We start from the raw sequence: 26,136 nt of genomic DNA on the forward strand, positions 1-26,136 counted from the left end.
AGCGCCCCCTTTATCTCCGTACAATACATTCCATTCTAACGTCCCTCTATGGTAACGAAACATGGACCAACATTCAAGTTAAGCGGAATAATAGCCTCTAACTCCGTATATCCCTTCTTCCCGATAACCATACATGAATGATAAGTAGAACTATGGCATAGAGTACAGCCCACACTGTCGTCAAAACCACAGCCCCCAACTCCGATTCTTCAAATAACATCATCTCACGAACCAGATAAAAGGCCGGAGGCAGAATCTTGACAACCCACTGTATGGATTCAGGTAAATGTCCGCTTAATGAACCTTGAACAAACGATAATAACATCACCACAATGAAAGGCGGCATGCTGCGGCTCAGCATGGGAATGTATGATTTTTGGAAGAACACACTGAGCCCCAGACCCAGGAGCGCCAACGCCAAATGTCCGGCCCAAGCCATGATCCACTCCCCAGTACTCGGTATCCTTCCAAACATGCCCGTAACAACCGGATATAACACGGTAATTGCAGTCAGGCCGAACTGCATGATCAACGCACAAATTAATTGTGCGAAGACAACCTTGCGTTTGCTTCCTGCATGCAGAACAAGCAATTGATACTGCCCCGCAGGTTCCGTATTCATTACCGTCAAGCCCAGCCAGGCCGCACCAAAAAAGAGCAGCATGGCCGTAACGCTATAACTGTCCGCAACCGGATTAGGTTTGTAGGAATAGATAAGCAGCATCGTAATGATATAAAAGATCACCGGCGCAACATATTTCTGTGAACGTATGTAATGTTTTAACAAATAACGAGTCAAGTAGATCATTGGAGGTCGCCTCCTGCCGTAGATATGGAGGAAAGGTTCTCAGCAACTTCCCTGCTTATAGCCTCACCTGGGTGCCGCCCCTCCATCAACCCTTCCATATTTAATCGGCTCTCTTCCGGCTGTACAGACACAATCGAACCGCCAGCTGCCAGAATCATTCCAAGAATCCGATCTGCCGAACTGCGTGACACCTTCCAATCCCACACTTCTCGACCATAATCCCGACGAACCATGCTGCGATGGCATGCAATGATTCCCGGTTGATCAACAAGCAGCGCATCGATAACGGATTGTTCCAGCCCTTCCATCACACTTTGAATACTTACAGTGGGTTCAGCTGCTTGCTGCAAATCTTCCTGGCTCCAGCGACGCAGCACCGTTCCCTTCTGTAACACGATGACCTGATCCGCGAGACGTTCAATTAGCAATGGCTCATGGCAAGCTGTAACAATCTGGCTTCCTTCCTGTTTCCACTGTCTGAGCAAAGCTACAATTGCTTCCTGTGCCGGAACGTCCAGACCGGACAATGGTTCATCAAGCAGCAATAACCCATCAGGTCCAGGCAGCAAAGCCTGAATCAAATTCACCTTCTGCAAAGTCCCTTTGGATAACTGAGGCAGATTCTGATCCAGCGCCGCGCCCACGAATAACAGCTCACTTAATTCGCCTATCCGTAGACGCAATACCTCAGGTCGCATGCCACGAATACGTCCCATTTCCCACAGGTACTCTCTTGATGTGAAGGGCAGGCGTGACAGTCCATCCAGTGCATACATAATCCGCCCATGCCTGGACTTGCACAGCGAGCCTGAGTCAGGCAGTAACATACCTGCCAGCACACGCAGCAATGTGCTTTTGCCTGAGCCATTCCTGCCTACCAGGACGATGCACTCCCCCTGACCTACTTCCAGATTGATATCATTCAATACCTGCACATCCCCAAGTCGTTTGCTCACCTGTTGTAGCGATATGATTCGTCCGTTTGAGCCTGCTGCTGTTTTTCCTGCTTTATCGAAGAATCTACTTGTCCTCCATCCCATAGAATCACATCCGTTCAGGAGCCTGAACGCCCAGTAAATGTAGGCTGTAGGCAAGACGCTCCGCCGTACGCTCTGTTAACGCCACCCGGAAGGGTTTGACGTCAGCCGGCGCATCCGCAATCCGTTCCGCATGGTAAAAGCGGTTGAACGCTTGGGCAACATCTATCGCATACTTGGCAATGACCGAAGGCTCGTTACGATGAATTGCTTTTTCCAGATACTGCGGATAATCCGCCAGCAGTTTCAGCAATGCCCATGAAGTGTCACCGACCCTGACCGACTTGTTATCTGAGTTTGCCCCAGCATTGTTACTACTACTGCTACGAACATTCTCTAATTGATTTTCTTTTTCCACGCTTTCTGCCTCTACCGCCTTCGCAAGCACACTGTTAATCCGAGCATGTGTGTATTGCACATAAGGTCCTGTCTCCCCTTCAAAACTCACCGCATCTTCGAGCGAGAAATCGACATCGTTCAACCGGTTATTGCGCAGATCTCCGAATACAATCGCACCTACACCAACCGCTTCCGCAACCTCTTGCGAATTCGGCAGATCCGGATTTTTCTCCTGAATTATCTGTAATGCACGAGCGACCGCCTCGTCCAGTACCTCCTGCAAAAAGACAACTTTCCCCCGGCGGGTAGACATCTTCCGCCCTTCGAAACGCATCAAGCCAAACGGAATATGTTCACAAATCTCAGACCACGCATACCCCATCCGTAATAATACCGCAAATACCTGACGGAAGTGAAGCTTCTGCTCCCCCCCGACTACATACAGCATTTTATCCGCCTTCATCACATCATGACGATAAACGGCTGTTGCCAGATCCCGTGTTGGGTAGATGGTTGTTCCATCCGTTTTGATAATCAGGCAAGGTGGCATATTCTCCTCCTCCAAACGTACCACCAATGCGCCTTCGCTCTCTTCGAGCAATCCTTTGGCTTTCAGTTCTTCAACTATTGCACCCATCTTGTCGTTATAAAAGCTCTCACCCAGCGTATGGTCAAACTGTACATTCAGACGCTCATACATCCGGTTGAATTCTTTCATGCTCACTTCTACAAAAAAGGTCCACAACCGCTGTGCCTCTTCATCCCCTTGCTCCAGCTTGCGGAACCAATCTCGTGCCTCGATCTCCAGAGATGGATCGCTCTCCGCCTCATCGTGAAAACGCACATACAGCTCCAAAGATGTACGAATCGGCTCAGCCTGTAGCGCTTCATCATTACCCCAACGTTTGTAGGCTGCAATCTGTTTACCGAATTGTGTTCCCCAATCCCCCAGATGATTCACACTGACCGAAGTATAGCCTGCCTCGTTATATAAACGATACAATGCTGCCCCAATCACGGTGGAGCGCAGATGACCAATTCCGAATGGCTTGGCAATGTTAGGCGATGACATATCGATCACCACGCGTGCACCTGCCCCCAGCTGCAGCTTGCCAAATGTTTTAAGTCCCAGTTCTTGCAGCAACTTCGGCGCCAAATCTTCCCGATTGAAGCGTATATTCACATAAGGTCCTGCTGCTGAAGCATCCAGCCCAACGGTCTGTAATTCAGCAGCGATATCCATGGCGATAACCGCGGGTGCTTTTTTCAACGACTTGGCCAGAATAAAGCAGGGAAACGCTGCATCTCCCATCTCCGCCTGTGGTGGAACCTCCAGTAATCTCAACACCTCGTCTTGCTTCAATCCCGTTAACGGAGCAAGTTGTGCTGCTGCCTGATTCATCAACATGTCGAACACTCCTAGTCATTATCATATTTAGCCATACTATAGAAAACAAAAAAAGCCCTCGTCTCTATATCAGAGACGAGAACTGATCTTCACAGTTCCCGCGGTACCACTCTAGGTGAGCAGGTTGTAAATGTACATCATAGTGCATTCACTGCCTGCTCCGCTCGGTGCGATTAACGGCCGCCTACCGGATTGCCCTCTAGTCCATGCTCTGCACCCTCTCAAGGATGTAAACATGCCTTCGGACAACCATCTCACGGGTGCGCTTCACTCAGGTCATGTCATACCGGCTTCCACCTGCCCCGGCTCGCTGTCATGCATGGATTCTGGCTACTCTCCCGATCACGGATATTCATCGTTTCAATTCATTGCCATCATTATACAGATCAAGCTCTGTTTTGGCAACCTGTTACGTGCATTTCCCAATGGAGGGCCTGCTTGCGATAGAGGTTCTCGCCATCTGGTTGAGAAAGACGTTACTATGCTGTATCGATAAAAAATCCCCTCCAGCAGAAAACGTTGAAGTACATCTTATCGGATGTCTTATTACGTTCTCTTTTGTGAGGGGATTAGCCAAGCATCTTTGCAGATTGCCCAGGCTTTTTATTTTTTAATTCAATTTAATTCAATGGAGTTATATTTACGCTACTGCGGCCATCATGCGGCAAGCCTCTGCACATTTGCGGCAAGCTTCTGCGCAAGCCTGGCAGTGATCATGTTGATGTTTGCCACACTCAGCAGCACAAGCTTCACATGCTTTCACACACAGTGCGCAAATTTCGGCGATGAAATCACTTCCGCGTGTCATGGCTTGAGCAGCAAAACTGCAGATTTCTGCACATTCCCGATCCAAACGAATGCAATCACGCAGCATTGCCAGATCATATTCTTTCAAGCTCGATATGTAACATACGTTGCAAGCATTCATACACTCCAGGCAAGCATCGATACATTGTTGATATTGTTGTTGTGTCATTTAAAGTTACCTCCCAGACTAAGTTTGCTATGCTTCTTAATACCCCGTCTGGAGGAACCTTGAATCATTAAACCTGATTTGCTGCCTCTAATTCCAGCAATTGGTTGCGAATAACCGACTGATCGAAATGTTCACCTATAAACACAGCTACGTTAGGCACATCCCCCTGAGGCGTAATCTTCATATAATCCGATTCCCGGTAAGCATATTGGAACCAAAACCGGCTGGACGTATCGCTAAAGGATAAAATCCCTTTTGCCCGATACACATCGCGTGGTAACTCAGCTATCAAACGCTCGAAGGCCTCACTGTTCACCGGCTGGGTGAAATAGTGTGTATATACCATGACATGCTCATGCGAAGCATGGGGATGATTATGTCTATGGTTGTGATCATGAGAATGTTCATGGTCATTCCCCTGAGAATGTTGATGTTCTTCGTGATCATGATCCACATGCTCATGATGTTCATGTCCATGATCATGGCTGCATCCATGCTCTGCGCAAGCCTCGGAATGCACGTGATGTTGCTTCTCCGCGTGTTTACTCGTTTCCTCAACAGATTGATAGGCATGCACATTGTCTCCACTACGAAGCAGCACATCCATATCGACTTCACACTTCACCGTAGGCAGTACCGGAGCGAAACCGTTCCAGCGTGCCAACAGATCCTGCAGATCTGCAAGCTGCTGCTGATTCACCCGGTCCGTTTTGTTCAGGAGAAGTACAGACGCACAGCGAATCTGCTCCTGCATCAGCTTGAAGGTTTGTCCCTTCTGCTCCTGGTACAGCCCTGACAGATGCGCAGCATCTACTACAGTAATCAGGCTTCTCAATTCCAGTCGCATATAGAGGGATGTTTCCGTTACTGCATCCAGAATCTCCATCGGGTTTGCTGCTCCCGTTGCTTCGATGATAATGACATCAGGCGATTCCTCCTGCACAAGATCAGCAAGCTGCAGCCCCAAGTCACCGCGTACTGTACAGCAAATGCATCCTCCCAACATTTCCATCATGGGCACGGAAGCATCCACAATCTGACCATCCAGATTGACTTCACCCAATTCATTCATGACCACGGCGGGCCGGAGACCTTGTTGCTGCCAATGTTCAATCAGTTGAACAAGCAGTGTCGTTTTACCACTGCCCAAGAAGCCTGACAATATATATACAGGTATGGATGATTCATTTGTTTTTAATTCACTCATCGTTGTTCACCTCTCTATTTGTCCAATGGAACTGATCTATCTCTATCCTAGCGAGTGTACACTATCCTGCAATCTTTGCGCAATCCTGGCCTTCTATTTGCAAGTCCATTGCCTCATTCTACTGAATGGTCTATGCTATGAGAACATGTTGATTGGAGGAGGATGTATTATGACCAATTCAGTGGAACAACATCGTCAGGAAGCCCCTGACACGGTATCCTGTATGATTGTAACCGTATCAGATACCCGCACGAAGGACACTGATACAAGCGGACAACTTATGCATAAGCTGCTGACCGATTCAGGCTACCAGATCGTCGAATATATCATTACACCGGATGAAACTGAAACCATTCGAAGCATCCTGCAGGATGCAGCCGTTCGTGACGATATCGAAGCGGTGCTGCTCAGCGGAGGGACCGGAATTGCACCCCGAGATACAACATACGAGGCAGTGTCTTCACTACTCGATAAGGAGCTGCCGGGGTTTGGAGAAATCTTCCGCTTCCTCAGCTATACCGAGGATATCGGTTCTGCTGCCATTCTAAGCCGAGCGGTAGCCGGAACGATTGGGCGTACAGCCGTATTCTCCATGCCAGGTTCCAAGGGAGCTGTCAAACTGGCAATGGAAAAACTTATTTTGCCTGAGCTGAGGCATGTCATGCGTGAAATATATAAACCCGTCTGAATAATCAGACGGGTTTATCGGATTTATTTTAGTGGAGTCGATTACTTCAGTTGCTCAAGCACATGCTGGAATACTTGCATAACGTCTTCTTCATAATCGTCCTTTTCTCCACCTGAAGCCGTATAGACCAGTGATACGTAGTCTTTGCTGCGAATCGTTGTTTTGCCAAGTACATTTTCCATCACAGCCTCATTGCCATCATTACCGTACATTTCGTTCATCCGGGCTACTCTTGTAGGGGCATCACTGAAAATGTGGACTTTTACAATATGTCTGCCACTTCCATTCAGCAAGTACATATAAGATATGCCGTCCTCACCATCATCCGCAGACATATTATTCATCAACTTTATGCCTTTTGCAGCAAAAGCTTCATCCAGCTCCTGAATTAATGGACCATTTAACCCGTGACCTTGACTCTTTGCCCGAACAATTCCTTCATCCGTCGCTTGTCGGGTATATATTTTTCGTTCCTGCTCAACATTCGATGCTGAACACGCTACTACCGATATTGTACATAGCACCACGACCATACTGATCAGCACAGACTTTACACGTCCAGATCTATAATGCAATCCTTTTCCGTTAACACGCATACTCATCCTTCCTTTCCCGCCACATGCACGGTGACGCTCTCAGGTAGAGTTAGCATGTCTAGGAGAAAAGAATCTTATTCGGCAGGCGTAACCGACATCGTATTAACTACAGTACGACCTACAGCACCGCCCTTGAGGATCGTTTCCAGTGTCTGAGGCAGTTGTGCCCATGAGATCTCCTGAATCCCCAGCTCCAGTGCCCGATCAGGCTTCCATTCTCCGCCAAGTAGTTTCCATATCCGTTCCCGCCGTTCCATCGGGCAATAGACAGAATCAATCCCAATCAATTGAATCCCCCGCAAAATAAACGGAAATACAGTAGACTCGAACGCAGCCCCTCCGGTTAAGCCTGACACGGCAACAGCCCCTCCGTATTGAATCTGTTTCAGACGCTCGGCCAGTGCCGGACCTGCTGCAGGATCAATTATACCTGACCAGAGCTGTTTGCCCATTGCTCCTTTGGCTGGCGCGTCCGCTTCTTCGCGTGAAATGACATGTGAGGCACCCAGATTCCGAAGCAGCTGCTCTTGTTGATCTTTTTTGCCTGTACTTGCTGTCACTTCAAATCCCAACTTCGACAAGATAGCCACCGCCATACTGCCTACTCCTCCGGTAGCTCCCGTCACCAGAATATTGCCCATCTCCGGAGTCACTCCAGCCCGCAACAAAGCATCTACCGAAAGTGCTGCCGTGAACCCTGCCGTTCCAATCGCCATCGCTTCCTTCTCACTCAGTCCATGCGGCAGAGAAACAAGCCATTCGCTGCGCAGACGCGCATATTGACTATACCCTCCAAAATGAGACACGCCTGGCTCGAAGCCTGTGCTGATCACCCGATCCCCCGGTGCAAATCGGCCACTCACGGATTCCTCTACAATCCCTGCGAGATCAATTCCCGGTACGATCGGATATTCACGAACCACACCGCCCTTTTCTGTTGTGGCGAGTCCATCTTTAAAATTGACGCTTGAGTATTGAACCTGTAGGGTTACGTCACCATTAGGCAAGTCTTCTTTCGTCAACTGCTCCATAGCCGCCTTCACGCCGCCCTGTTCTTCTTTACGCACGACATAGGCTGGAAAATTATTCTTCATTCGTTACCCTCTCCTTAATTAAGATTTACATATTTTTATTCATATCATGAATTATTCGCCTTCAGTTAAACAAGTATAAGGGCGGCCTCCGTCAAACTCAATCTCTCCGGGCTGTCATTAAATAAATGAGAGGGCCTATCAATGGGATCAACCCTGCAACGGCCCACCCACAAGAACGACGATTGAGAGAAGCATCCCTGAACAATGCGATCACGGAAAGCAAAGTCAGGATGACGAAATCAATCGTCATAATATGTACAAAGGAAGACTCTCTGAACACTTCCATGTATACATCAGGATTACCTTGAGTCACTGCATAGAAGCCTGTTCCCAGTGTAAGCAGCAAAAGAACCATCTGGGTCAGCTTATGAGCTGCCACACGTCCGATACCTGATTCACGTTGCCTGGCAAAAGACAGTTGTTCGTACCCCGAACCTCTGTGTGTTTGCGAGGACCACGCAAAATAAGGCAGCAGCGCAAAGGCTCCCAATCCAAAAGACAGCAATACAAAGGGCCAAGCATGTACATGAGATCCTCTCGCTTTCCCTGACCTCCTTAACAGCAGGCAAGCAAAAATGGCCGGGAAAATCCCAAGCCACGAAAATACGGTTAGCAGCCAGGGTTCCTTGCTTTGCAGTGTAATCAGCTCTTTAAACACAGGGTCACTCCCAAGAGGCTGCCCAGGTGCCCAAATCCAGGCATACGCAATGAAAGCCAGCCAGGTCAGTGCCAAAATCCATCTCATGGTTGCGTTGCACCTCCTATTTCATTCATCCCCGGCTAATGTGCAATTGAAACAGCCACTGAAACGGATCCTGTCGAAAGGCAGGCTCGGAAAGATGCAGCATTTGACGTCTCCTGCGCTTTCCCGAGAAATAATTGGTTTATTTCCCTTATGAACCTGTGTCCTTTGAAGGTACAGTATACCTCAGTTCATGGAATGTCCGTCCATGATGTTTCACACACAGTCATTCGTCATGTGGGACAATTAGCAGTAAAAAGGAAACCAAAAAGGCATAACCCGGCCTACTTGCTTCCGGTTATGCCCCTTTATTTGATTTATTCTTCGGTGGATTGCACGTGTTCAGCAATGAGCTTCTGCTTCATATTCCAGGCCGCAGGACTGATATTTACGCGGTAAATCTCAGGATTGAGTTTACGCAGATATTCCGGCCAGAAGAGATCCATCTGCTCACGGTGATAACTGCGAATCTCATCCAGAGTAGGCAATTCATACACTTTGCGCCCATTCACAAAGATCGGTTCCAGCATGTTTACTGCTTCGTAGCGGGTTACCGTCTTTTTCAGATAGGGGTGTAGCGGGTTGAACAGCTTGAGCGGCCCTCCCTGTAGCGGCTGCTCTTCTCCTGGATAGCAGATATAATCTGCAATCGCCTTGCCATGTTTCGGATCAATAATCCGGAAGACTTCTTTTTTACCTGGCGTGGAGACTTTTTCAGGATTCGCCGAAATTTTGATCGTAGGCAGCATGGCACCATCCACTTCGCGCTCCACCAATTTGTACACACCACCCAAAGAAGGCTGGTCGGAAGCGGTAATTAGCTGTGTACCAACTCCCCATGTATCAATGCGAGCTCCTTGCGCCTTAAGGTTGAAAATCGTATTTTCATCCAGGTCGTTGGAAGCTACAATCTTGACGTAATCCAGTCCAGCGTCGTCCAGCATCTGCCTAGCTTGAATAGATAGATACGCAAGGTCCCCGCTATCCAGACGAATGGCGTTCATCTTTTTGCCTTGGCTCTCCAGCTTCTTGGCGGTCTTGATTGCATGAGGAACACCACTGTTCAATGTATCAAAGGTATCCACTAGCAGTGTCACTTGATCGGGAAGCACCTTGGCATAGACGTCAAACGCCTCCTGCTCACTCATAAAACTCTGCACCCAAGAATGGGCATGTGTCCCTGCTGTCGGAATTCCAAAACGCTCTCCAGCCAGCATATTGGACGTTGCATGGAATCCTGCCACATACGAGGCACGTGCTCCCCAAATGGCCGCATCCGCTTCCTGTGCACGTCGTGTTCCGAATTCAAGCAAAGTATCCTGACTTGCCACCTGTTTGATCCGGGAAGCCTTGGTTGCAATTAACGTCTGATAATTCATGAAGTTAAGTATCGCCGTCTCCACCAGTTGTGTCTCCATAATGGAGCCTTCTACCCGAATGAGCGGTTCATCAGGGAAAACAAGCGCGCCTTCCTTCATGGAATGAATCGTCCCCTGAAATGAAAACTGGAGCAACTCTTCCAGAAAGACCGGATCGTAATTTTCCTCTTGTTTGGATAAATATTTGATGTCCTCCATCGTAAAACGAAGCTGGCTGATATAATTCACAATACGTTCCAAGCCGGCAAAAACGGCATATCCGTTACCAAAAGGAAGCTTGCGGAAATAGGCTTCAAACACCGCTTTCCGTTTGTGAGTTCCATTCACCCAATGGGCGTACATCATATTGATTTGATATTTATCCGTATGTAAAGCCAGGCTAGTCGTCTGCATTTGTCTCATCCTCTCTGACTTCCGCTTGTGCCGGCAGGCTCTGCCTGCTTACACGGGTCAACATGTGGAGACTTATTGCACATGATTCATGATTATGGTTACGTACCATTGCATAAGTCTCCGGTTTATTCCTATTCACCATATTCCCCTGTAACATAACACTTGTTCAACCAACAGAATATGATGGATCACAGGTTCGTTTATAGGTTCAAGCCTGCGAGAACGGTATCGCTCGCTTTGACCACCTGAGCCCCAAGGCTTGCACGAAAATGTCCAAGCGCCCAATCATGTCCTGCTTGATTGAAGCTCGCCACGGCATCTTCATATACCGTTATGTGAAAACCTTTATTATAAGCATCTACTGCCGTGTGCAGTACGCAAATATCTGTACATACACCGATCAGTGCAATGTCTGTTATTCCGCGTTCACGCAGCCGCAGTTCCAGATCTGTACCACAGAATGCGCTGTATCTTGTTTTATCCATCCAGCGAATCTGGGATTCCCGTTCTTCCATAACCTGGGCCAGACGACCATAAAGCTGTCTTCCCTCCGTACCCCTGATGTTATGGGGCGGAAAAAGAGCCGTTTCCGGATGGTAAGGATCATTCTCTTCATGCAAGTCGACAGCCATAACAACCTCATGTTTGTTCTTGCAATAAGCCTCCGTTATCGCTGCAATCGTCTCCTCAATCTCCACAGCAGGCTGGCCTACAGGCAACGAACCTGTCACAAAATCACGTGTAAAATCGATTACAATCAGTGCTTTCATCGTCCACACTCCCTTTTTGAGAATAGGTTGATCCTGATTCAATCCATCATGATTCGCTTGCGAATTAAGTATAGATGGAAAGACGAGGTACAAGCTCGGTAAAACGGTATAGCTGCGCCGGACGCTGTGAGTATTGATTGGAGCTTAGCAGGTTGCCCTCTTCATCCCGAACCTCTTCCACAATGCCTTTGCGGCTGCGAGTTGAAGTGATCTTCCGAATGAAATTAGGTTCTTCAAAGTCAGGTACAACACTCTGAATCACTTGGTATAACTCACTTAGTGTAAAATCACGAGGCAGGAACTGTCGTGCAATCGTCGTTTCCAGCATTTGCTGTTGAATACGCCGGTACGCATCTTCTATAATCGTCCGATGATCAAAGGCAAGCTCAAGCTCTTGCAATGCTTCCTGAATCGTAAATAATCCAACATCCTCAGCATCATCTGCCGCCTGACGGTGTTCCAGCATCCATTCCTCTACCAGTGCAAAAAACGCATGTGAGATAATCCATCCTCTGGGGTCACGCCCAGGCTGACTATATACATTCAAATACTCCAGATGTCCGCCGTCCACACCTGTCTCTTCCATCAACTCGCGCTTTGCAGCACCATAGATGGATTCATTTTCCTGACAAAATCCACCTGGCAACGCCCATCTTCCCGCAAAAGGCCATCCTTTGCGTTTGATCAGCATGACCTTCAACTCCCGGATGGGAAGTGTCTTGGTTACCGTCTTACGCTCCCGCTTGGTCAAGGTGAACATAACGATATCCGCGGGAACACCATCGGGTGTACGATATTTCTTGGAACTATAGGCACGTGCTGCCTGTTCATCGCTTTCAGCATTGAATTGTTCGTAGTTTTCGCTCATGGGCACCACCGACTATTCTCATTTTGATATTTTCATTATGACATAATAATATCTTTTGTCAACCTTGGGATTCCGTGTTTTGCGCTTTTACTCGCGCTATACGAAATGTAGCTGTTGCCATACACCCCAACGTGCCAGATGCATCCCGGACCTCAGATTGTGCCGTCACACTACGCCCCGCTTGATGAAGGATCGTTGATGTCACGATTAATTCCCCTTGTTTCATGGGTGCCAAGAAATGAACATTCAGATTAGTGGTCACACAACTGTCTACTGCCATTGCGGCTGTAGCTACCATGCCCATGCACTGATCCATCAGAGACGTCAGCACTCCACCATGAATAATCCCCATGGAGTTAGTGTGGTGTTCGCCCGCTGTCAGCGCGATCTGTACTTCTTCTCCGTCACCTTTAATAAACCGACAACCGAGGAAGCCCCAAAATCTTCCGTTTCCTTCTGCAACCATTTTGTCCAAAATACCCATATTGATTTCCCCTTTAGTGCACTTTAAGTATAAAGCCCATGATGTATGTTGTTGTTGATTTTACCAGCATTGATTCTTTTCGTAGTTGATCTAAAGTGCTTGGTTATTATATTAAGCCTGCTCTTACGGAACAGGTCTTATCCAGTGAATTTGTCTTGATCAGCCCACCACACAAAATAACCCCACCACGTGGAGTCTGAGATGATCAAAAAAGGCGCGGACTGCGTCCGCACCCTTCCGTTCACTTACCCGCAGCTAGTCGGAGGCGTATCCGTACCTGCCTCCACGTTCACTTTCTCGGAGACGGTATCCCGGATTACAGAAATAACAAGCTGAAGCAAATAATTGATATCACTTTGACTTTGCTGGAATTCTGTAACAAGTGGAATGCCGTCCAACTCTGCCTGCAGATCCTCAATTTCCTGTTCAATTTTGCTGACCATGTCTGCATTTTTGAAGCTTTCAAAAGCAACGATTTCCTTTTGTTTCTTTTTAATCGTTGCAATCAATTGCTGGATGCGTTCATGATCACGAATTTTGGACTCAGCCTGTTGGAACTGTTTAACTTCTTCGCTTGTTCCAAGCATATCAGCCAATTCTTTGGCTTTTCCCATAATGTCGTCGCGTATGACCAGATTGCGCGTATCGTAGGTAGGCATTCCATAATGGTTGTACTGCACTTCTTCCTGCGCCACTCGAAATCGCTCCATTCTATGAGATGATATAAGATGAACTACTCGATTGCACTAAGCTTAGTTGACTGCTCGAGTGACCGCTACGGTTACGGATCGTTCTTTTGATCGCTGTTGTCTCCAAGTTTTTCTGATTGTGATGGACCGTGTTTAAAATTTGGAGACAAAGGCGAACGCTTCGCTTCTACAGAATCGATTCCGTCACCTTCGCTACGCTAGGCCGTAACCCGCCAAGTGCAAAAAGAATTTCATCTTATTAGGTTTGTGTATTACTGATTGGCGGCTACTGGCTCTGTGAGCAGGTTACCCCGAATATAGAAAGTCATTGGATCGGTGATTTCCACATGTACAAAAGTACCGATCAATTCTTTAGGTCCTTCAAAGTGCACCAGCTTGTTGCTGCGTGTACGTCCTGCCAGAACATTGGAATTCCGTTTGCTTTCACCCTCGACCAGCACCTCAACAACCTTGCCGCGCTGCTTCTCATTGCTGCTATGGCTGTATGCGTTGATCGTCTCGTTCAAACGTTTCAAACGTTCCTTCTTCACGTCCATGGGCACGTTATCCTCCATCACTGCAGCAGGTGTACCTTCGCGCGGAGAGTAGATAAATGTATAGGCAAAGTCGTAGCCAACTTCCTTGACTAGTGACAGCGTATCTTCGAACTGCTCTTCCGTCTCCCCCGGAAAACCTACGATAATATCAGTGGTTAACACGACATCTGGAATTGCAGTTTTAATTTTGTCAGCAAGCTTCAGGTAGTGTTCCCGACTGTACTTGCGGCTCATACGTTTCAGCACTTCCGTGCTGCCAGACTGCACAGGCAGATGGATATGTTCCACCAGGTTCCCGCCCTTCGCAAGCACCTCAATCAGATGATCATCGAAGTCACGTGGATGACTGGTTGTAAACCGAACCCGTGGAATATCGATTTTGCGGATATCATCCATCAGGTCACCGAAACTGTATTTCAGATCCGTAAAATCCTTGCCATAAGCATTGACGTTCTGGCCGAGGAGCGTGATTTCCTTGAAGCCTTGTCTTGCCAGTTCGCGAACTTCAGCAATGACATCTTCCGGACGTCGACTGCGCTCTTTTCCCCGTGTGAACGGGACGATGCAATATGTACAGAACTTGTCGCAACCATACATAATGTTCACCCAGCCGCGCATGCCCTCACGTTTTTTCGGTAGGTTCTCAATGATGTCGCCTTCCTTGGACCATACCTCAACAACCATTTCTTTACTGAACAGTGCTTCCTGAATCAGATGTGGCAGCCGATGCACGTTGTGTGTACCAAAAATCATATCCACAAAGCCATGCTTCTGCATGATCCGGTTCACGACGCCTTCTTCCTGCGACATACAACCACACACACCCAGCAATAAGCCTGGACGTTCGGTTTTCAAGGTTTTCAGATGGCCCAGCTCACCAAACACTTTATCTTCCGCATTTTCCCGAATCGCACATGTGTTTAACAGAATGATATCTGCCTCTTTGCGATCCTCGGTAGCCTGATACCCCATTGATTCAAGTAACCCTTTAATGGTCTCCGAATCATGCTCGTTCATCTGGCATCCGTACGTATATACGATATAGTGTTTGCCTTTCCCCACGTTTTTCAGTTCATCGGGTACGGCCGTTTCATAAAGCACCTGGACGTCTTCCTTGCCCCGTTGTTTCTCCTGACGATGATTGGGTTCCGACTTGATGTTAATCTCCCGGCCCCGGATTCTTATCTTTTTGCTGAATTCATCTTGCGAAATTACTTTGGCATCGGAGAAATCAAAATATTGGGAGTAATCCTTTTTTGAGTCTTTAGCCATTTCCTTCGGTCACTCCTTACAGCCTCTATTAATAAAAAATCGTTATTTCATCTTGTTTCACGTGATTTGCACGCTTTATACATCAAAAGAGCATTACAGCAAATTATAACATGAATTGGGCTGTAGTTCCACATCCAAAGCCGCTGCCTCTTCGCCTCATTCGAAATCCCCGCCGGTGTGCTAAACAGCCCGAAAACACAAAAACCTGAGCTATCCTCAGGTCGAATGTAGCGACGCTGTGGATATACTCAGGTTTATAAGTTCATTCAAACCGCCAGGATCACGGCTGAAGATTGGTTCCATGTGATTAGTCGATGATTTCAGCAGTATCGCCGTTACGAGCGCCAGCTGCATTAGCTTCATCCGTATCAATATGCATGTCCAGTGCAAAGGAGTCCGATACACGAGCCAGTACATTTTCCAGTACCAGACCACGATCTCCACCCAGACGAACTTTCAGCAATTGTTTGTCCTCAATACCCCATTTAGCAGCATCAGAAGTATGGAAGTGGATGTGACGAGCAGCAACGATAACACCTTTATCGATTGTAACTTCGCCAGCAGGTCCTTTAATTGTGATACCTGGAGTACCTTCGATGCTTCCGGATTCACGTACAGGTGCCTTAACACCAATAGCGAAAGAGTCTGTCATTGAGATTTCCAGTTGCGTTTCCGGACGAACAGGTCCAAGGATACGCACTTTATCAAACTGTCCTTTTGAACCAATAACCGCTACGGTTTCGTTAGCAGCATATTGTCCTGGTTGGGACAGAGGTTTAAACTCAGTCAATTCGTAGCCTTTACCAAACAAAATTTCAACGTGCTCTTGAGATACATGAATGTGACGGGCAGACACGCCCACAGGTACTGTTTTGCTCATTGTGAATTTCACTCCTTGTTTATCTATGGCCTGTAGCCAGGCTCTTAACAATCCTATGGTATTATACCCCTTTTTGAGGTGAAATGAAAACGAACTGCTGAAAATTCATGAAATACACTTATTTTGCAATCATTAATCCCTAACATTTGGTAAATCCGTCTAAGATGTACGACTTTTGCTTTCAGTTCGTTTTATTCAGATGGCCAACAGTATCATGATTTCCCATGTTCCATCTTCAAATTTTTCTCCGGCAAGTTTTCTCCTAAATAACTCATCGCATTGCCCCACATCCAACCTCGAACGATTGATTCGTCGTAGTGCTTGAGCAGCGTATTTATCAGCTTTGGATACTGCCCGGTATGTTCAAGCGAATGGATATACGTAGCAATTCCGTCAAAATCAGACCCCATCATCAGATGATGCTCCCCACCCAGGGAACATATCCGTTCAATATGAGGCAGTAGATCCTCAATACATACTTCGCCTTCTTGCTTCACAAACCACGGCACAAACGTCAGTCCGATGCGCCCTTCCCGGGCAATAATAGCTCGAATCTGATCATCCTTCAAATTACGCACATGCGGGCAGATGGCATAACTGTTGGAATGCGAAGCGATAAAAGGACGTTCACTAAGGTCAGCAAGTTCCCAAAAGCCTTTTTCGGTCAGATGCGAAACATCCAGCAGCATGCCGATTTGGTTACACAGTTGAACCAGCTCCCTGCCCTTCTCCGTAAGTCCCGCTCCACGCTTCTCTAGTACACCATCAGCTGCCCAATTGGCATAGTTCCAGGTAAGCCCAACGATCCGTACACCCATTTGATAACATAACTCCAGATAAAAGAGATTGCCTTCCAGTCCATCTACACCCTCAAGTGTGAGTAGCCCCCATGGTCTGTCCGTCTGCCCGATCTGCGTAAGCTGTTCTCGCCATAATAATGTATGTGTGCCTTCAGTTCGTTCTTTGGTTATCTCCACTCGCTTGCGGTAGATGTCCAACTGGCCCATCACATGTTCAAACTTGCCTCTGCCAAGCACTTCGGGCAAATAGATTGCAAAGGCCTGTAAACCAATGTTACCTTCCCTCATACGTTCCAGATTCACATCCAGCTGTGAAGCATTTTCAAATGAATGGCTAGGGTTCATCAGCATTTTACTCAAAGCATCACAATGAAAATCGGCTACTCGCCAGTTGTGCATCAAAATCTCTCCTTCTACACGGTTATGTTATGGAATTAAAACGCAAAAAAACCTGTCTACTTCGTAAACAGGTTCAATGCATAAACGCATGTATTATCTGGGCTCCACAATCAGCTTAATGGCCGTTCGGTCCTCGCCGTCGATCACAATGTCTGTAAAAGCTGGAATACAAATCAAGTCAACTCCGCTTGGTGCTACAAATCCCCGGGCTATCGCTACCGCTTTAATGGCTTGGTTCAGTGCTCCCGCTCCAATTGCCTGCAGTTCAGCATTTCCACGTTCACGAAGAACACCTGCAAGAGCGCCGGCTACGGAATTGGGATTGGACTTTGCTGAAACTTTTAATACTTCCATGGTAAGTACCTCCCTGGGAATGTTGAATGTTTGTTTCCACTTACTAGATGTTATTCGCGGGAGGCAAAAAAATTCCTTCTTTTTAGACGGGTTTCCCTGCAAAATGGGACAATACCCCTATTCCATGCGCCACTCGTCCTCCATCAGACGAATTTTCTCAATGCGTGTTGCAGCACCTGTGGCTTCATCAATCTCCACAAATACACCGTGGAAATGCCATTTGCCATCATCAACAACAAATCGTACCGGAAGCTGAGTGTAGAACTTGCGAAGCACCGCTTCACGCTCCATGCCCAATATGCCGTCACGCGGCCCCACCATACCCGCGTCGGTTAAATAAGCTGTTCCTCCAGGCAAAATACGATCATCGTTGCTCTGCACATGTGTATGTGTACCTACGACCAGCGATGCACGTCCATCCAGATGCCAGCCCATGGCAATCTTCTCTGACGTGGCTTCAGCATGCATATCGACTAGTATGCATTTATGGTCTTGACGCAGTTCATCCACAATCTCATCGGCAACGCGGAATGGACAATCCAGAGCAGGCAGGAACGTCCGGCCCTGCAGGTTGACAATCGCCAGCTCCTTGCCTTCTCCTTTGACTACCGTGTACCCTCTGCCTGGCGTTCCCGGAGGGAAGTTCGCAGGACGAATCATACGTGGCTCATCATCTATAAAATCAAATATGTCCTTATTGTCCCAGGTATGGTTACCAAGGGTGATGCCATGCACACCCCAGTTGAAAAATTCATTCGCAATTGCCCCAGTAATTCCCCGGCCTGCCGCTGCATTTTCCCCATTTACAATGACCACATGTGGCTTATACTTCGTTTTGAGGTAGGGCAAGTTCTCCTTCAGTGCCTTACGCCCCACATTCCCCACAATATCACCAATAAACAATACTTTCATTTTACTGCCTCCTTAATCCCTACCATGCGCAGCCTTCTTCAAAGCATCCGAAACTTCGCAGGACCTCTATCTCTTGCTCATCAATTTTATTATAAAAATGCCTTTTAACAGGCTATCAACAGGAAAAGTGGCCCACTACTGCGGCCACTTTTCCGTAATGCTCTATTTTGCGTATTCAACCGCACGGGTTTCCCGGATGACGGTGACCTTGATGTGACCCGGATAATCGAGTTCGTTCTCGATCATCTTCGTGATGTCACGTGCGAGGCGGAAGGCTTCAGCATCGTCGATTTTCTCAGGCTGTACCATGACGCGAACTTCGCGTCCGGCCTGAATGGCATACGATTTCTCGACACCTTCGAACGATTCCGAAATTTCTTCCAGCTTCTCCAGTCGTTTGATATACGTTTCCAGCGTTTCGCGGCGTGCGCCTGGTCTTGCTGCGGAGAGCGCATCTGCTGCGCCAACCAACATGGCAATAACCGAAGTCGCTTCGCAATCCCCGTGATGGGACGCGATACTGTTGATTACAACCGGATGTTCTTTGTATTTCTTCGCTAGTTCCACGCCGATTTCGACGTGTGATCCTTCCACTTCGTGATCCAGCGCTTTACCAATGTCATGCAATAGACCTGCACGTCTTGCTAGGGTTACGTCTTCTCCGAGTTCGCCAGCCATCAATCCAGCCAGATAAGCGACTTCCATCGAATGTTTCAAGACGTTTTGACCGTAGCTTGTACGGAACTTCAACCGGCCCAGAATTTTAATCAAGTCCGGATGCAGACCATGCACGCCCACTTCAAAGGTAGCTTGCTCACCGTATTCACGGATACGCTCATCCACTTCTTTGCGGGATTTCTCCACCATCTCTTCAATCCGTGCCGGGTGAATACGTCCATCAGCCACCAGTTTTTCGAGGGCAGTACGGGCGATTTCACGGCGAATCGGGTCAAAGCCCGACAGAATAACAGCTTCTGGCGTATCATCGATAATGAGGTCAATCCCTGTAAGGGTTTCAAGCGCACGGATGTTACGTCCTTCACGACCGATAATCCGGCCTTTCATTTCTTCATTTGGCAAAGTAACAACGGATACCGTTGTTTCGGCCACGTGGTCAGCCGCACAGCGTTGGATAGCGAGTGTAATAATCTCGCGGGACTTTTTGTCCGCTTCTTCCTTCGCTTGCTGTTCAATGTCCTTGATCATTTGAGCCGTCTCATGACGAACTTCCTGTTCTACGTTGGACAGTATGATACTGCGTGCGTCTTCCATAGTGAGGTTGGATATGCGCTCCAGCTCCGTCACCTGGTTTTTGTAGATCATCTCGATCTGCTGCTGTGTCTCATCAATTCGTTTCTCTTTGTTAGCCACTTGCTCTTCTTTACGTTCGAGTGATTCCAATTTTTTATCCAGCGACTCTTCTTTTTGCAACAATCGTCTTTCTTGTCGTTGAATTTCGTTCCGACGTTCACGAGTGTCTTTTTCAGCTTCGGCGCGAATGCGATGGATTTCGTCCTTCGCTTCCAGCACCGTTTCTTTCTTCAGTGCCTCTGCCTCTTTCTTCGCGTTCTCCACGATTTGCACGGCAGCTTGTTCCGCACTGGAGATTTTAGCCTCTGCAAGAGATTTGCGAATAAAATACCCTACTCCGAACCCAATAACGAGCGCGGCCACAACGAGAACGATCGTGATTACGATGTCCATACTGTTCACCTCCTCGTTGGTTCCTCCAAGGCACTCCTTGGGTCAATTTGTTGTTTTCAAGCCTTACATATTTTTGGGAATAACGAATACTCACGGCGATCCCCCGCCGATTTTCATTTCACATGTACATGCTTCCATGTACTATTCACCGTTTCCAGCGAACCCATAATCATGAATGGTATAAATCTTAAAAAACAGAAACCGCTTTTTTGGAAGGAAAAAGGGTTGTCCATTTCTTACAGACTCATGTCCATTTTAGTATTTGACGAAAGAAATTGTCAAGAGAATGCAGTATAGTGGGTCCAGTCTGCTAATCCCATAACAACGCTTCGTCATCTTCGAGGTCTTTAGCCTCGTCTTCTTCAATTAAACAATTCACGACCCGACGCACCATATCCATGGAAAAACCTCGTCGCATCAAGAAGGGAAGCGTTTTACGTTTCTTCTCCTGGATGTCTCCTTTGACCTGATTCCATTTTTTGCGTCCGGCGGTTAGAGCCGTCTCATATTCCGCATCTGTACTTACACCTTCCAGCGCTTCAGCAATTAGCTCATTGGCAATGCCCTTCTGACGCAGCTCTTGCCTTATCCACAGTTTTCCCTTCCGCTGGCCCTCCATACGCTGACGAGTCCATTCCTTCGCAAACAGTTCGTCATCGACCAAGTTCTCCCGCTCAAGCCGATCCAGGGCCTCTTCAATCAACGATGCAGCAAACTCTTTCTGACGCAGCTTCTGACTTAATTCGTGGCGTGTGCGGGGTTTATGCTCCAGATATCGCAAAGACTGCACATACGTCCGCTGTCGCTCGTCAGCAATAATGATATCTTCCAAGTCCTTTTTCAGAAACGTATTTCCCCGGGTCATCCGATATTTAATCATTACATCTTCAAGCACCGTAATTGAATATAAACCAAAGGTAATTCGGTAACGAGCTTCCCTGCTCTTCGTTCGTTCAACTCGTGTAATGATAAGTTCTTCGTTATCCGGGAATTGGGAGATTCCCTCCAGCTTGGCTTCTTCATATAAATCATCTTCATGTTGATCCATTTCGGTCTCCCCTTCCACATCATTTGATACTTGTATCACCTGGTGTCTACTGATAGCACAGAACAAAACAAAAGACTTTCTTGAATCCGATTAGCAGATCTCCGACGGAGATAACACAGATAAACTGCATACGTTTAGAGCGTAATTTCACAGAGACACCAGATGTAATACAAAAGGCCGGAAACAATGTCCGGCCTCTCCCTAACAGAAAACGTACTAACAGCCCCTGCCCATTCGGACAGAGGCTGTTGGACAGCGCGAGCGCACACCTTACCCCATTAGCCTAGATCTAGATCGAGCCAAGATCACTCAGACAAGTTTCGGGGATTCAGAGCATTACTCGTTAATTTCAAACAATTCTTGTTCTTCTGCCGCTTCTTTTTGTTGATCTTCAGTCGTAGGCACAGGAACTGCAGTAGTCAAGTTGCTGGCTACACGGATTTTTTGCTCGATTACTTGAGCAATATCTTGATGCTCTTTCATGAACTGCTTGGCGTTCTCACGTCCTTGACCTAAACGCTCGCCTTCGTAAGAGTACCACGCACCACTTTTGTTCACGATGTCCAGCTCTGTACCAATATCAATGATACTGCCTTCTCTCGAAATACCTTCACCGTACATAATGTCCACTTCCGCTTGTTTAAACGGTGGTGCCACTTTGTTTTTTACAACTTTGATACGAGTACGGTTACCGATGATGTCATTGCCTGATTTAATACTCTCAATACGACGTACATCCAGACGTACTGTAGAGTAGAATTTCAGGGCACGACCACCAGGTGTTGTCTCCGGGTTACCAAACATAACACCGACTTTTTCACGAAGCTGGTTGATGAAGATTGCGATGGTTTTGGATTTGCTGATTGCACCAGACAGTTTACGCAGCGCCTGAGACATCAGACGTGCTTGCAAACCGACATGGGAATCACCCATTTCGCCTTCAATTTCCGCTTTTGGTACCAATGCAGCAACCGAGTCAATAACGACAATATCTACAGCTCCACTACGTACAAGCGCTTCTGCAATTTCAAGCCCTTGCTCACCCGTATCTGGCTGAGACAGAAGCAACTCATCAATGTTAACACCCAGTTTGCTTGCGTATTGCGGGTCAAGAGCATGCTCTGCATCGATAAATGCAGCTTGTCCACCCACCCGTTGTACTTCAGCAATCGCATGCAATGCTACAGTTGTTTTACCGGAAGATTCTGGTCCATATATTTCAACAATACGGCCTTTAGGCAAGCCGCCTGTTCCTAATGCAATATCCAGAGCTAAGGAACCGCTGGGTATGATTTCCACTTGCATGTGAGTCGACTCACCCAGTTTCATGATGGATCCTTTACCAAATTGCTTCTCTATTTGACGGAGCGCCATATCAAGCGCGGCACGACGGTCTGACAATAAGCTCACACCCTTTACTGTTTATAAGATAATGATACCTTGTTTTAACACGTTTGCCAAGCTTTTTTTCGAACATACATTCGTTTTTTTTGTGAAGGCCGAGGCGCCTCTTCCTCAAGCAAACTTTCCATTAAACAGAAAAAAGAACCGTAAACAAGGCTGTAAAGCCTGATTCTACGGTTCTTCCGTCTTCCTTTATTATACTTGCTTGCCTTAGCAAATGCAATCCGAGCTATGAACTAGTCCATCTCCACAAGTTTGCGCCACAAACGGTAAAGAATCGCCTTCGCTGAACGGATCCGCACCGTCTCCCGATTGCCATTAATGCGCAGTTCATGAATTTCTGTCTCTTTACCACGTTGAGCCAGAGCGATGAAAACAAGTCCTGGTGGTTTGCGTTCAGAATAACCAGGTCCCGCTACACCTGTAACCGACAGACCGAAGTCGGCATCCCCAATCATGCGAATCTGTTCTGCCAGCACTTTGGCGACTTCCGGACTCACTGCGCCCGGTGCATCTTCACCTTCTAGGTAGGCATGTGGCACATGGAGCAGCTTCTCCTTAATTTCATTGGAGTAACATACTATTCCACCCTTAAGCATCGAAGCACTGCCAGGGACTGACGTCAGACTTTGCATGACGAGCCCTCCTGTGCAGCTCTCAGCCGCGCTAAGGGTCAGACCCATATCAGACATCATCGTTACGATTGTGTACTCTATAGGCACATCCTCGTTCGCGTAGAGATGCTCTGGCAATCGTTCCCGGATCTGAACTTCCATTGCGTCCAGCTTCAGCTTCGCCTCACTCTCACTTGGAGCCTTTGTAGATACACGTACCGTAACTTCTCCCTCACTGGCATAAGGAGCAATCGTTGGATCTGTCTGCGTATCAATCAGATCCAGGAGTCGGTCTTCCAATGCCGATTCTCCGATCCCTGCAAACTTCAGCATTTTTGAGTAAATCGGCATTTCTTCTGTTAGTACATGCTGGAACAGCCAAGGTTTAACTTCCTGTTCAAACATTGGAATCAGCTCTTTCGGCGGTCCAGGCATCACTACATAATGTTTGCCATTGTCGGAAATCGCATTTCCTGCGGCAAGGCCTGTTTCGTTCGCCAGCGGTGTCCCACCTTCTATAACGATCGCCTGACGGCGATTATTTTCGGTCATGTCCACATTACGATCTCTGAAGAAGCTCTCGATTTTGTCCATAGCCATTCGATCTATATGCAGCTTGCGGTTCAAGACCGCCGCGATCGCATCCTTGGTCAGATCATCCTGTGTGGGACCGATGCCCCCGGAAAATAAAATGACGTCTGCACGACCCTGGGCGATGCGAATAGCGTCACTTAGTCGATTAAGGTTATCACCAACCACCGTTTGGAAATATACATCAATCCCGATCGCAGCCAATTCACGGGATAGATATCGGGCATTGGTATTCACAATTTGTCCAAGCAACAATTCTGTGCCAACTGCAATGATTTCTGCCTTCATTCAGCATCCTCCTGTACACGTGGTGAGTGATCAAAGGGCAATAGGATAATTTCCTATTGCCCTTCGTACAAATGATTTCTTCATGCTTACCCATTTAACCTCAAACGTTACGCTTTTGATAAATGAAGCAAATTTTTGTTTTTGATAAAGTAATCAATACCTGACCAAATTGTAATGATCGCTGCAGCCCAAACGGCAATAACGTCCATGTGAATACCCGTAAATGAGAACGGGAAATTATTCAACAACAGCAGCACAATCGCCACAATTTGCACGACGGTTTTCAGTTTGCCCCAGGCACTTGCTGCAACAACCGAACCATCCAATAATGCAATCTGACGCAAGCCGGTAACCGCAAACTCACGACTAATAATGACCACAGCAATCCAGGAATCCAACTTGCCCATTTCCACAAGTGAAATCAGCACCGCAGTAACCAACAACTTGTCAGCCAGCGGATCAAGCAATTTCCCTAGGTTGGTGACCATATTATTTTTCCGCGCCAGATAGCCATCAATTCCATCCGTGCTTGCTGCAATGATAAAAATGACAGCAGCAATCAACTGATTATACGGAAGTGATAAACTTCCCAATTGCAACGGCTCTGGATAAAACGGAAAATCTACGAGCAGGAACACCATCAAAAAAGGGATTAAGCAAATTCGTGCAAGCGTAATCCGGTTGGGTAAATTCACAAGACGCCCTCCCTCTTATCCTCCATTACTCCAAACATTCATCTTAATCCCGTATTCATCATCCGGAACATGAAATGTACAGTTTCACTGTCAATCAGCACTAAAGTGCTCTCACTATGTAAAAACGCAAAAAATAAAGTCAACCGTTCAAACGCAAAACCGTTTTAAACGTTCCGGTGACTTTCAGAAGATGTACTGCTTTTCACAAAGTCAGCAAACGATGATGACTGGGCTTTGATGCTTATCTGCCAGCAATGCACACTTAGTATAATATACGCCAATTGTAGTGTCAAAAAACATACCTTGCTACAAAGAGGAGATATTACTTAAAGTTTGTATATTGCAGATCCAGAGGTAGATTGGCACCGTTCAACAACTGCATAACTGCTTGCAAATCATTCTTACTTTTACCTGTTACCCGGAGCTGATCTCCCTGAATCTGACTCTTCACCTTCATCTTAGAGTCACGAATCAGAATATTAATTTTTTTAGCGATATCCTGATCAATCCCCTGCTTGAAATTCAAACGCTGGCGGACTGTACCTGAAGAAGCTGGTTCTACTTTTGCATAATCAATGTTTTTTAGAGGTAAACCCCGCTTAGCCATCTTGGATTGCAATACATCGATAACAGCCTTGAGTTTGGTCTCATCATCAGATACGATCGTTAACGCATCCTTATCCAGTTTCAGACTGCTCTTGCTGCCCTTGAAGTCATAACGCGTGCCAATTTCCTTTTCCGTTTGTGTAACGGCATTTGTCAATTCCTGCAAGTCCATTTTGGACACGATATCAAATGAATTTTCTGAACTCAAACCAGTCACCCTTTCAGTAATCATATGTTCTGTAACATTATAGAGGATACGCCAAGCAAAAGTCTAATTTTATGAAGTTTTTCAAAATAAAAAAGCATTTTTGGCTGCCACTTATGATGGTTGCCAAAAATGCTTTTTGTGCGGCTGTCCTTCTAATAACGGCTGCGATTAGGTTGTCTGAACATGTCAAGCACACCCAGAAGTACATGTGCAAGTCCAAAACCCAAAATTCCGTAACCCCAAGCAGTTGGAGTCAAGTAATAACCCAGGAGGCTGACAATGATCCCCAAACCTGTTACGATCCAGCTGACTGTCACAGCCATCCA

The 26,136-nt window shown here is 47.1% G+C and carries 27 protein-coding genes; 2 read left to right on the forward strand and 25 right to left on the reverse strand.

Annotated features, from left to right (window positions below; translation table 11 throughout):
- Nucleotides 1-97: 97 nt before the first annotated feature.
- From HP548_RS07580 to argS, 3 genes are read right to left on the reverse strand one after another with little or no spacing between them, the layout of a single operon-like run.
- Entirely contained in the window at nt 98-808 is a 711-nt protein-coding gene (locus HP548_RS07580; RefSeq protein ID WP_175381329.1) for a hypothetical protein, read from the reverse strand.
- Complete coding sequence (locus HP548_RS07585; protein WP_175381330.1) at nt 805-1,848, reverse strand: ATP-binding cassette domain-containing protein; 1,044 nt, start codon at nt 1,846-1,848, stop codon at nt 805-807. The genes HP548_RS07580 and HP548_RS07585 overlap by 4 nt, the downstream gene beginning before the upstream one ends.
- Before the next feature lie 4 nt (nt 1,849-1,852).
- Nucleotides 1,853-3,592, reverse strand: a complete 1,740-nt coding sequence (gene argS, locus HP548_RS07590; protein ID WP_175381331.1) for an arginine--tRNA ligase — start codon at nt 3,590-3,592, stop codon at nt 1,853-1,855.
- A gap of 130 nt (nt 3,593-3,722) precedes the next feature.
- Between argS and HP548_RS07595 the strand changes: the two genes are divergently transcribed.
- On the forward strand, nt 3,723-4,088 hold the full coding sequence (locus tag HP548_RS07595) for a hypothetical protein (RefSeq protein ID WP_175381332.1): 366 nt from the start codon (nt 3,723-3,725) through the stop codon (nt 4,086-4,088).
- Nucleotides 4,089-4,232: 144 nt separating this feature from the next.
- On the opposite strand, the gene HP548_RS07600 is transcribed toward HP548_RS07595, so the two are convergent.
- On the reverse strand, nt 4,233-4,568 hold the full coding sequence (locus tag HP548_RS07600; protein WP_076289555.1) for a four-helix bundle copper-binding protein: 336 nt from the start codon (nt 4,566-4,568) through the stop codon (nt 4,233-4,235).
- 67 nt (nt 4,569-4,635) lie between these two features.
- Nucleotides 4,636-5,775: a CobW family GTP-binding protein gene (locus HP548_RS07605; protein WP_175381333.1), complete on the reverse strand. Its 1,140-nt coding sequence runs from the start codon at nt 5,773-5,775 to the stop codon at nt 4,636-4,638.
- Nucleotides 5,776-5,941: 166 nt separating this feature from the next.
- On the opposite strand from HP548_RS07605, the gene HP548_RS07610 reads away from it, so the two are divergent.
- Nucleotides 5,942-6,463 (forward strand): MogA/MoaB family molybdenum cofactor biosynthesis protein, encoded by a 522-nt coding sequence (locus HP548_RS07610; protein ID WP_099853702.1) that lies wholly within the window; start codon nt 5,942-5,944, stop codon nt 6,461-6,463.
- Between the two features lie 41 nt (nt 6,464-6,504).
- Here the strand turns inward: HP548_RS07610 and HP548_RS07615 are convergent, their stop codons facing one another.
- The 20 genes from HP548_RS07615 to HP548_RS07710 all read right to left on the reverse strand — a co-directional run bounded on the left by HP548_RS07615 (nt 6,505) and on the right by HP548_RS07710 (nt 26,133).
- Nucleotides 6,505-7,059: a hypothetical protein gene (locus HP548_RS07615; protein ID WP_175381334.1), complete on the reverse strand. Its 555-nt coding sequence runs from the start codon at nt 7,057-7,059 to the stop codon at nt 6,505-6,507.
- Between the two features lie 74 nt (nt 7,060-7,133).
- Nucleotides 7,134-8,153: an acrylyl-CoA reductase family protein gene (locus tag HP548_RS07620; protein ID WP_175381335.1), complete on the reverse strand. Its 1,020-nt coding sequence runs from the start codon at nt 8,151-8,153 to the stop codon at nt 7,134-7,136.
- A 97-nt stretch (nt 8,154-8,250) separates the two neighbouring features.
- The gene (locus tag HP548_RS07625) at nt 8,251-8,898 is read right to left on the reverse strand and encodes a hypothetical protein (RefSeq protein WP_175381336.1); all 648 of its coding nucleotides are present in this window, start codon (nt 8,896-8,898) and stop codon (nt 8,251-8,253) included.
- Between the two features lie 314 nt (nt 8,899-9,212).
- Nucleotides 9,213-10,667 (reverse strand): nicotinate phosphoribosyltransferase, encoded by a 1,455-nt coding sequence (locus HP548_RS07630; protein ID WP_063566350.1) that lies wholly within the window; start codon nt 10,665-10,667, stop codon nt 9,213-9,215.
- A gap of 200 nt (nt 10,668-10,867) precedes the next feature.
- Complete coding sequence (locus HP548_RS07635; RefSeq protein ID WP_175381337.1) at nt 10,868-11,437, reverse strand: cysteine hydrolase family protein; 570 nt, start codon at nt 11,435-11,437, stop codon at nt 10,868-10,870.
- A gap of 64 nt (nt 11,438-11,501) precedes the next feature.
- Complete coding sequence (locus HP548_RS07640) at nt 11,502-12,305, reverse strand: NUDIX hydrolase (protein ID WP_062326181.1); 804 nt, start codon at nt 12,303-12,305, stop codon at nt 11,502-11,504.
- Between the two features lie 58 nt (nt 12,306-12,363).
- Nucleotides 12,364-12,789, reverse strand: a complete 426-nt coding sequence (locus HP548_RS07645) for a PaaI family thioesterase (RefSeq protein WP_175381338.1) — start codon at nt 12,787-12,789, stop codon at nt 12,364-12,366.
- 245 nt (nt 12,790-13,034) lie between these two features.
- The gene (locus HP548_RS07650) at nt 13,035-13,499 is read right to left on the reverse strand and encodes a RicAFT regulatory complex protein RicA family protein (protein WP_217504645.1); all 465 of its coding nucleotides are present in this window, start codon (nt 13,497-13,499) and stop codon (nt 13,035-13,037) included.
- A gap of 251 nt (nt 13,500-13,750) precedes the next feature.
- Nucleotides 13,751-15,307, reverse strand: a complete 1,557-nt coding sequence (gene miaB, locus HP548_RS07655) for a tRNA (N6-isopentenyl adenosine(37)-C2)-methylthiotransferase MiaB (RefSeq protein ID WP_076289547.1) — start codon at nt 15,305-15,307, stop codon at nt 13,751-13,753.
- A gap of 307 nt (nt 15,308-15,614) precedes the next feature.
- Nucleotides 15,615-16,187, reverse strand: a complete 573-nt coding sequence (pduL, locus tag HP548_RS07660; protein WP_053783855.1) for a phosphate propanoyltransferase — start codon at nt 16,185-16,187, stop codon at nt 15,615-15,617.
- Nucleotides 16,188-16,399: 212 nt separating this feature from the next.
- The gene (locus HP548_RS07665) at nt 16,400-17,386 is read right to left on the reverse strand and encodes a dipeptidase (RefSeq protein WP_175381339.1); all 987 of its coding nucleotides are present in this window, start codon (nt 17,384-17,386) and stop codon (nt 16,400-16,402) included.
- Between the two features lie 93 nt (nt 17,387-17,479).
- A complete protein-coding gene (locus tag HP548_RS07670; protein ID WP_019005392.1) occupies nt 17,480-17,740 on the reverse strand; it encodes a stage V sporulation protein S in 261 nt (86 codons plus the stop codon).
- A 117-nt stretch (nt 17,741-17,857) separates the two neighbouring features.
- Nucleotides 17,858-18,652: a TIGR00282 family metallophosphoesterase gene (locus tag HP548_RS07675; protein ID WP_024630289.1), complete on the reverse strand. Its 795-nt coding sequence runs from the start codon at nt 18,650-18,652 to the stop codon at nt 17,858-17,860.
- Between the two features lie 162 nt (nt 18,653-18,814).
- On the reverse strand, nt 18,815-20,356 hold the full coding sequence (gene rny / locus HP548_RS07680; RefSeq protein ID WP_062326115.1) for a ribonuclease Y: 1,542 nt from the start codon (nt 20,354-20,356) through the stop codon (nt 18,815-18,817).
- A 310-nt stretch (nt 20,357-20,666) separates the two neighbouring features.
- The gene (locus HP548_RS07685) at nt 20,667-21,404 is read right to left on the reverse strand and encodes a regulatory protein RecX (protein ID WP_076289545.1); all 738 of its coding nucleotides are present in this window, start codon (nt 21,402-21,404) and stop codon (nt 20,667-20,669) included.
- Between the two features lie 336 nt (nt 21,405-21,740).
- Nucleotides 21,741-22,805 (reverse strand): recombinase RecA, encoded by a 1,065-nt coding sequence (gene recA / locus HP548_RS07690; protein WP_076289544.1) that lies wholly within the window; start codon nt 22,803-22,805, stop codon nt 21,741-21,743.
- Between the two features lie 239 nt (nt 22,806-23,044).
- Nucleotides 23,045-24,301, reverse strand: coding sequence for a competence/damage-inducible protein A (locus HP548_RS07695; RefSeq protein WP_076289543.1), 1,257 nt, complete (start codon nt 24,299-24,301; stop codon nt 23,045-23,047).
- Between the two features lie 107 nt (nt 24,302-24,408).
- A complete protein-coding gene (gene pgsA / locus HP548_RS07700) occupies nt 24,409-24,996 on the reverse strand; it encodes a CDP-diacylglycerol--glycerol-3-phosphate 3-phosphatidyltransferase (RefSeq protein ID WP_063566359.1) in 588 nt (195 codons plus the stop codon).
- Nucleotides 24,997-25,318: 322 nt separating this feature from the next.
- Nucleotides 25,319-25,810 carry a YajQ family cyclic di-GMP-binding protein gene (locus HP548_RS07705; RefSeq protein ID WP_017689115.1) on the reverse strand — a complete coding sequence of 164 codons (492 nt, stop codon included), beginning with the start codon at nt 25,808-25,810 and terminating at the stop codon, nt 25,319-25,321.
- 152 nt (nt 25,811-25,962) lie between these two features.
- Nucleotides 25,963-26,133 (reverse strand): hypothetical protein, encoded by a 171-nt coding sequence (locus tag HP548_RS07710; protein ID WP_157258470.1) that lies wholly within the window; start codon nt 26,131-26,133, stop codon nt 25,963-25,965.
- Between the last annotated feature and the right edge of the window lie 3 nt (nt 26,134-26,136).

Source organism: Paenibacillus taichungensis, assembly GCF_013359905.1.
GTDB classification, from domain to species: Bacteria; Bacillota; Bacilli; order Paenibacillales; family Paenibacillaceae; genus Paenibacillus; species Paenibacillus taichungensis.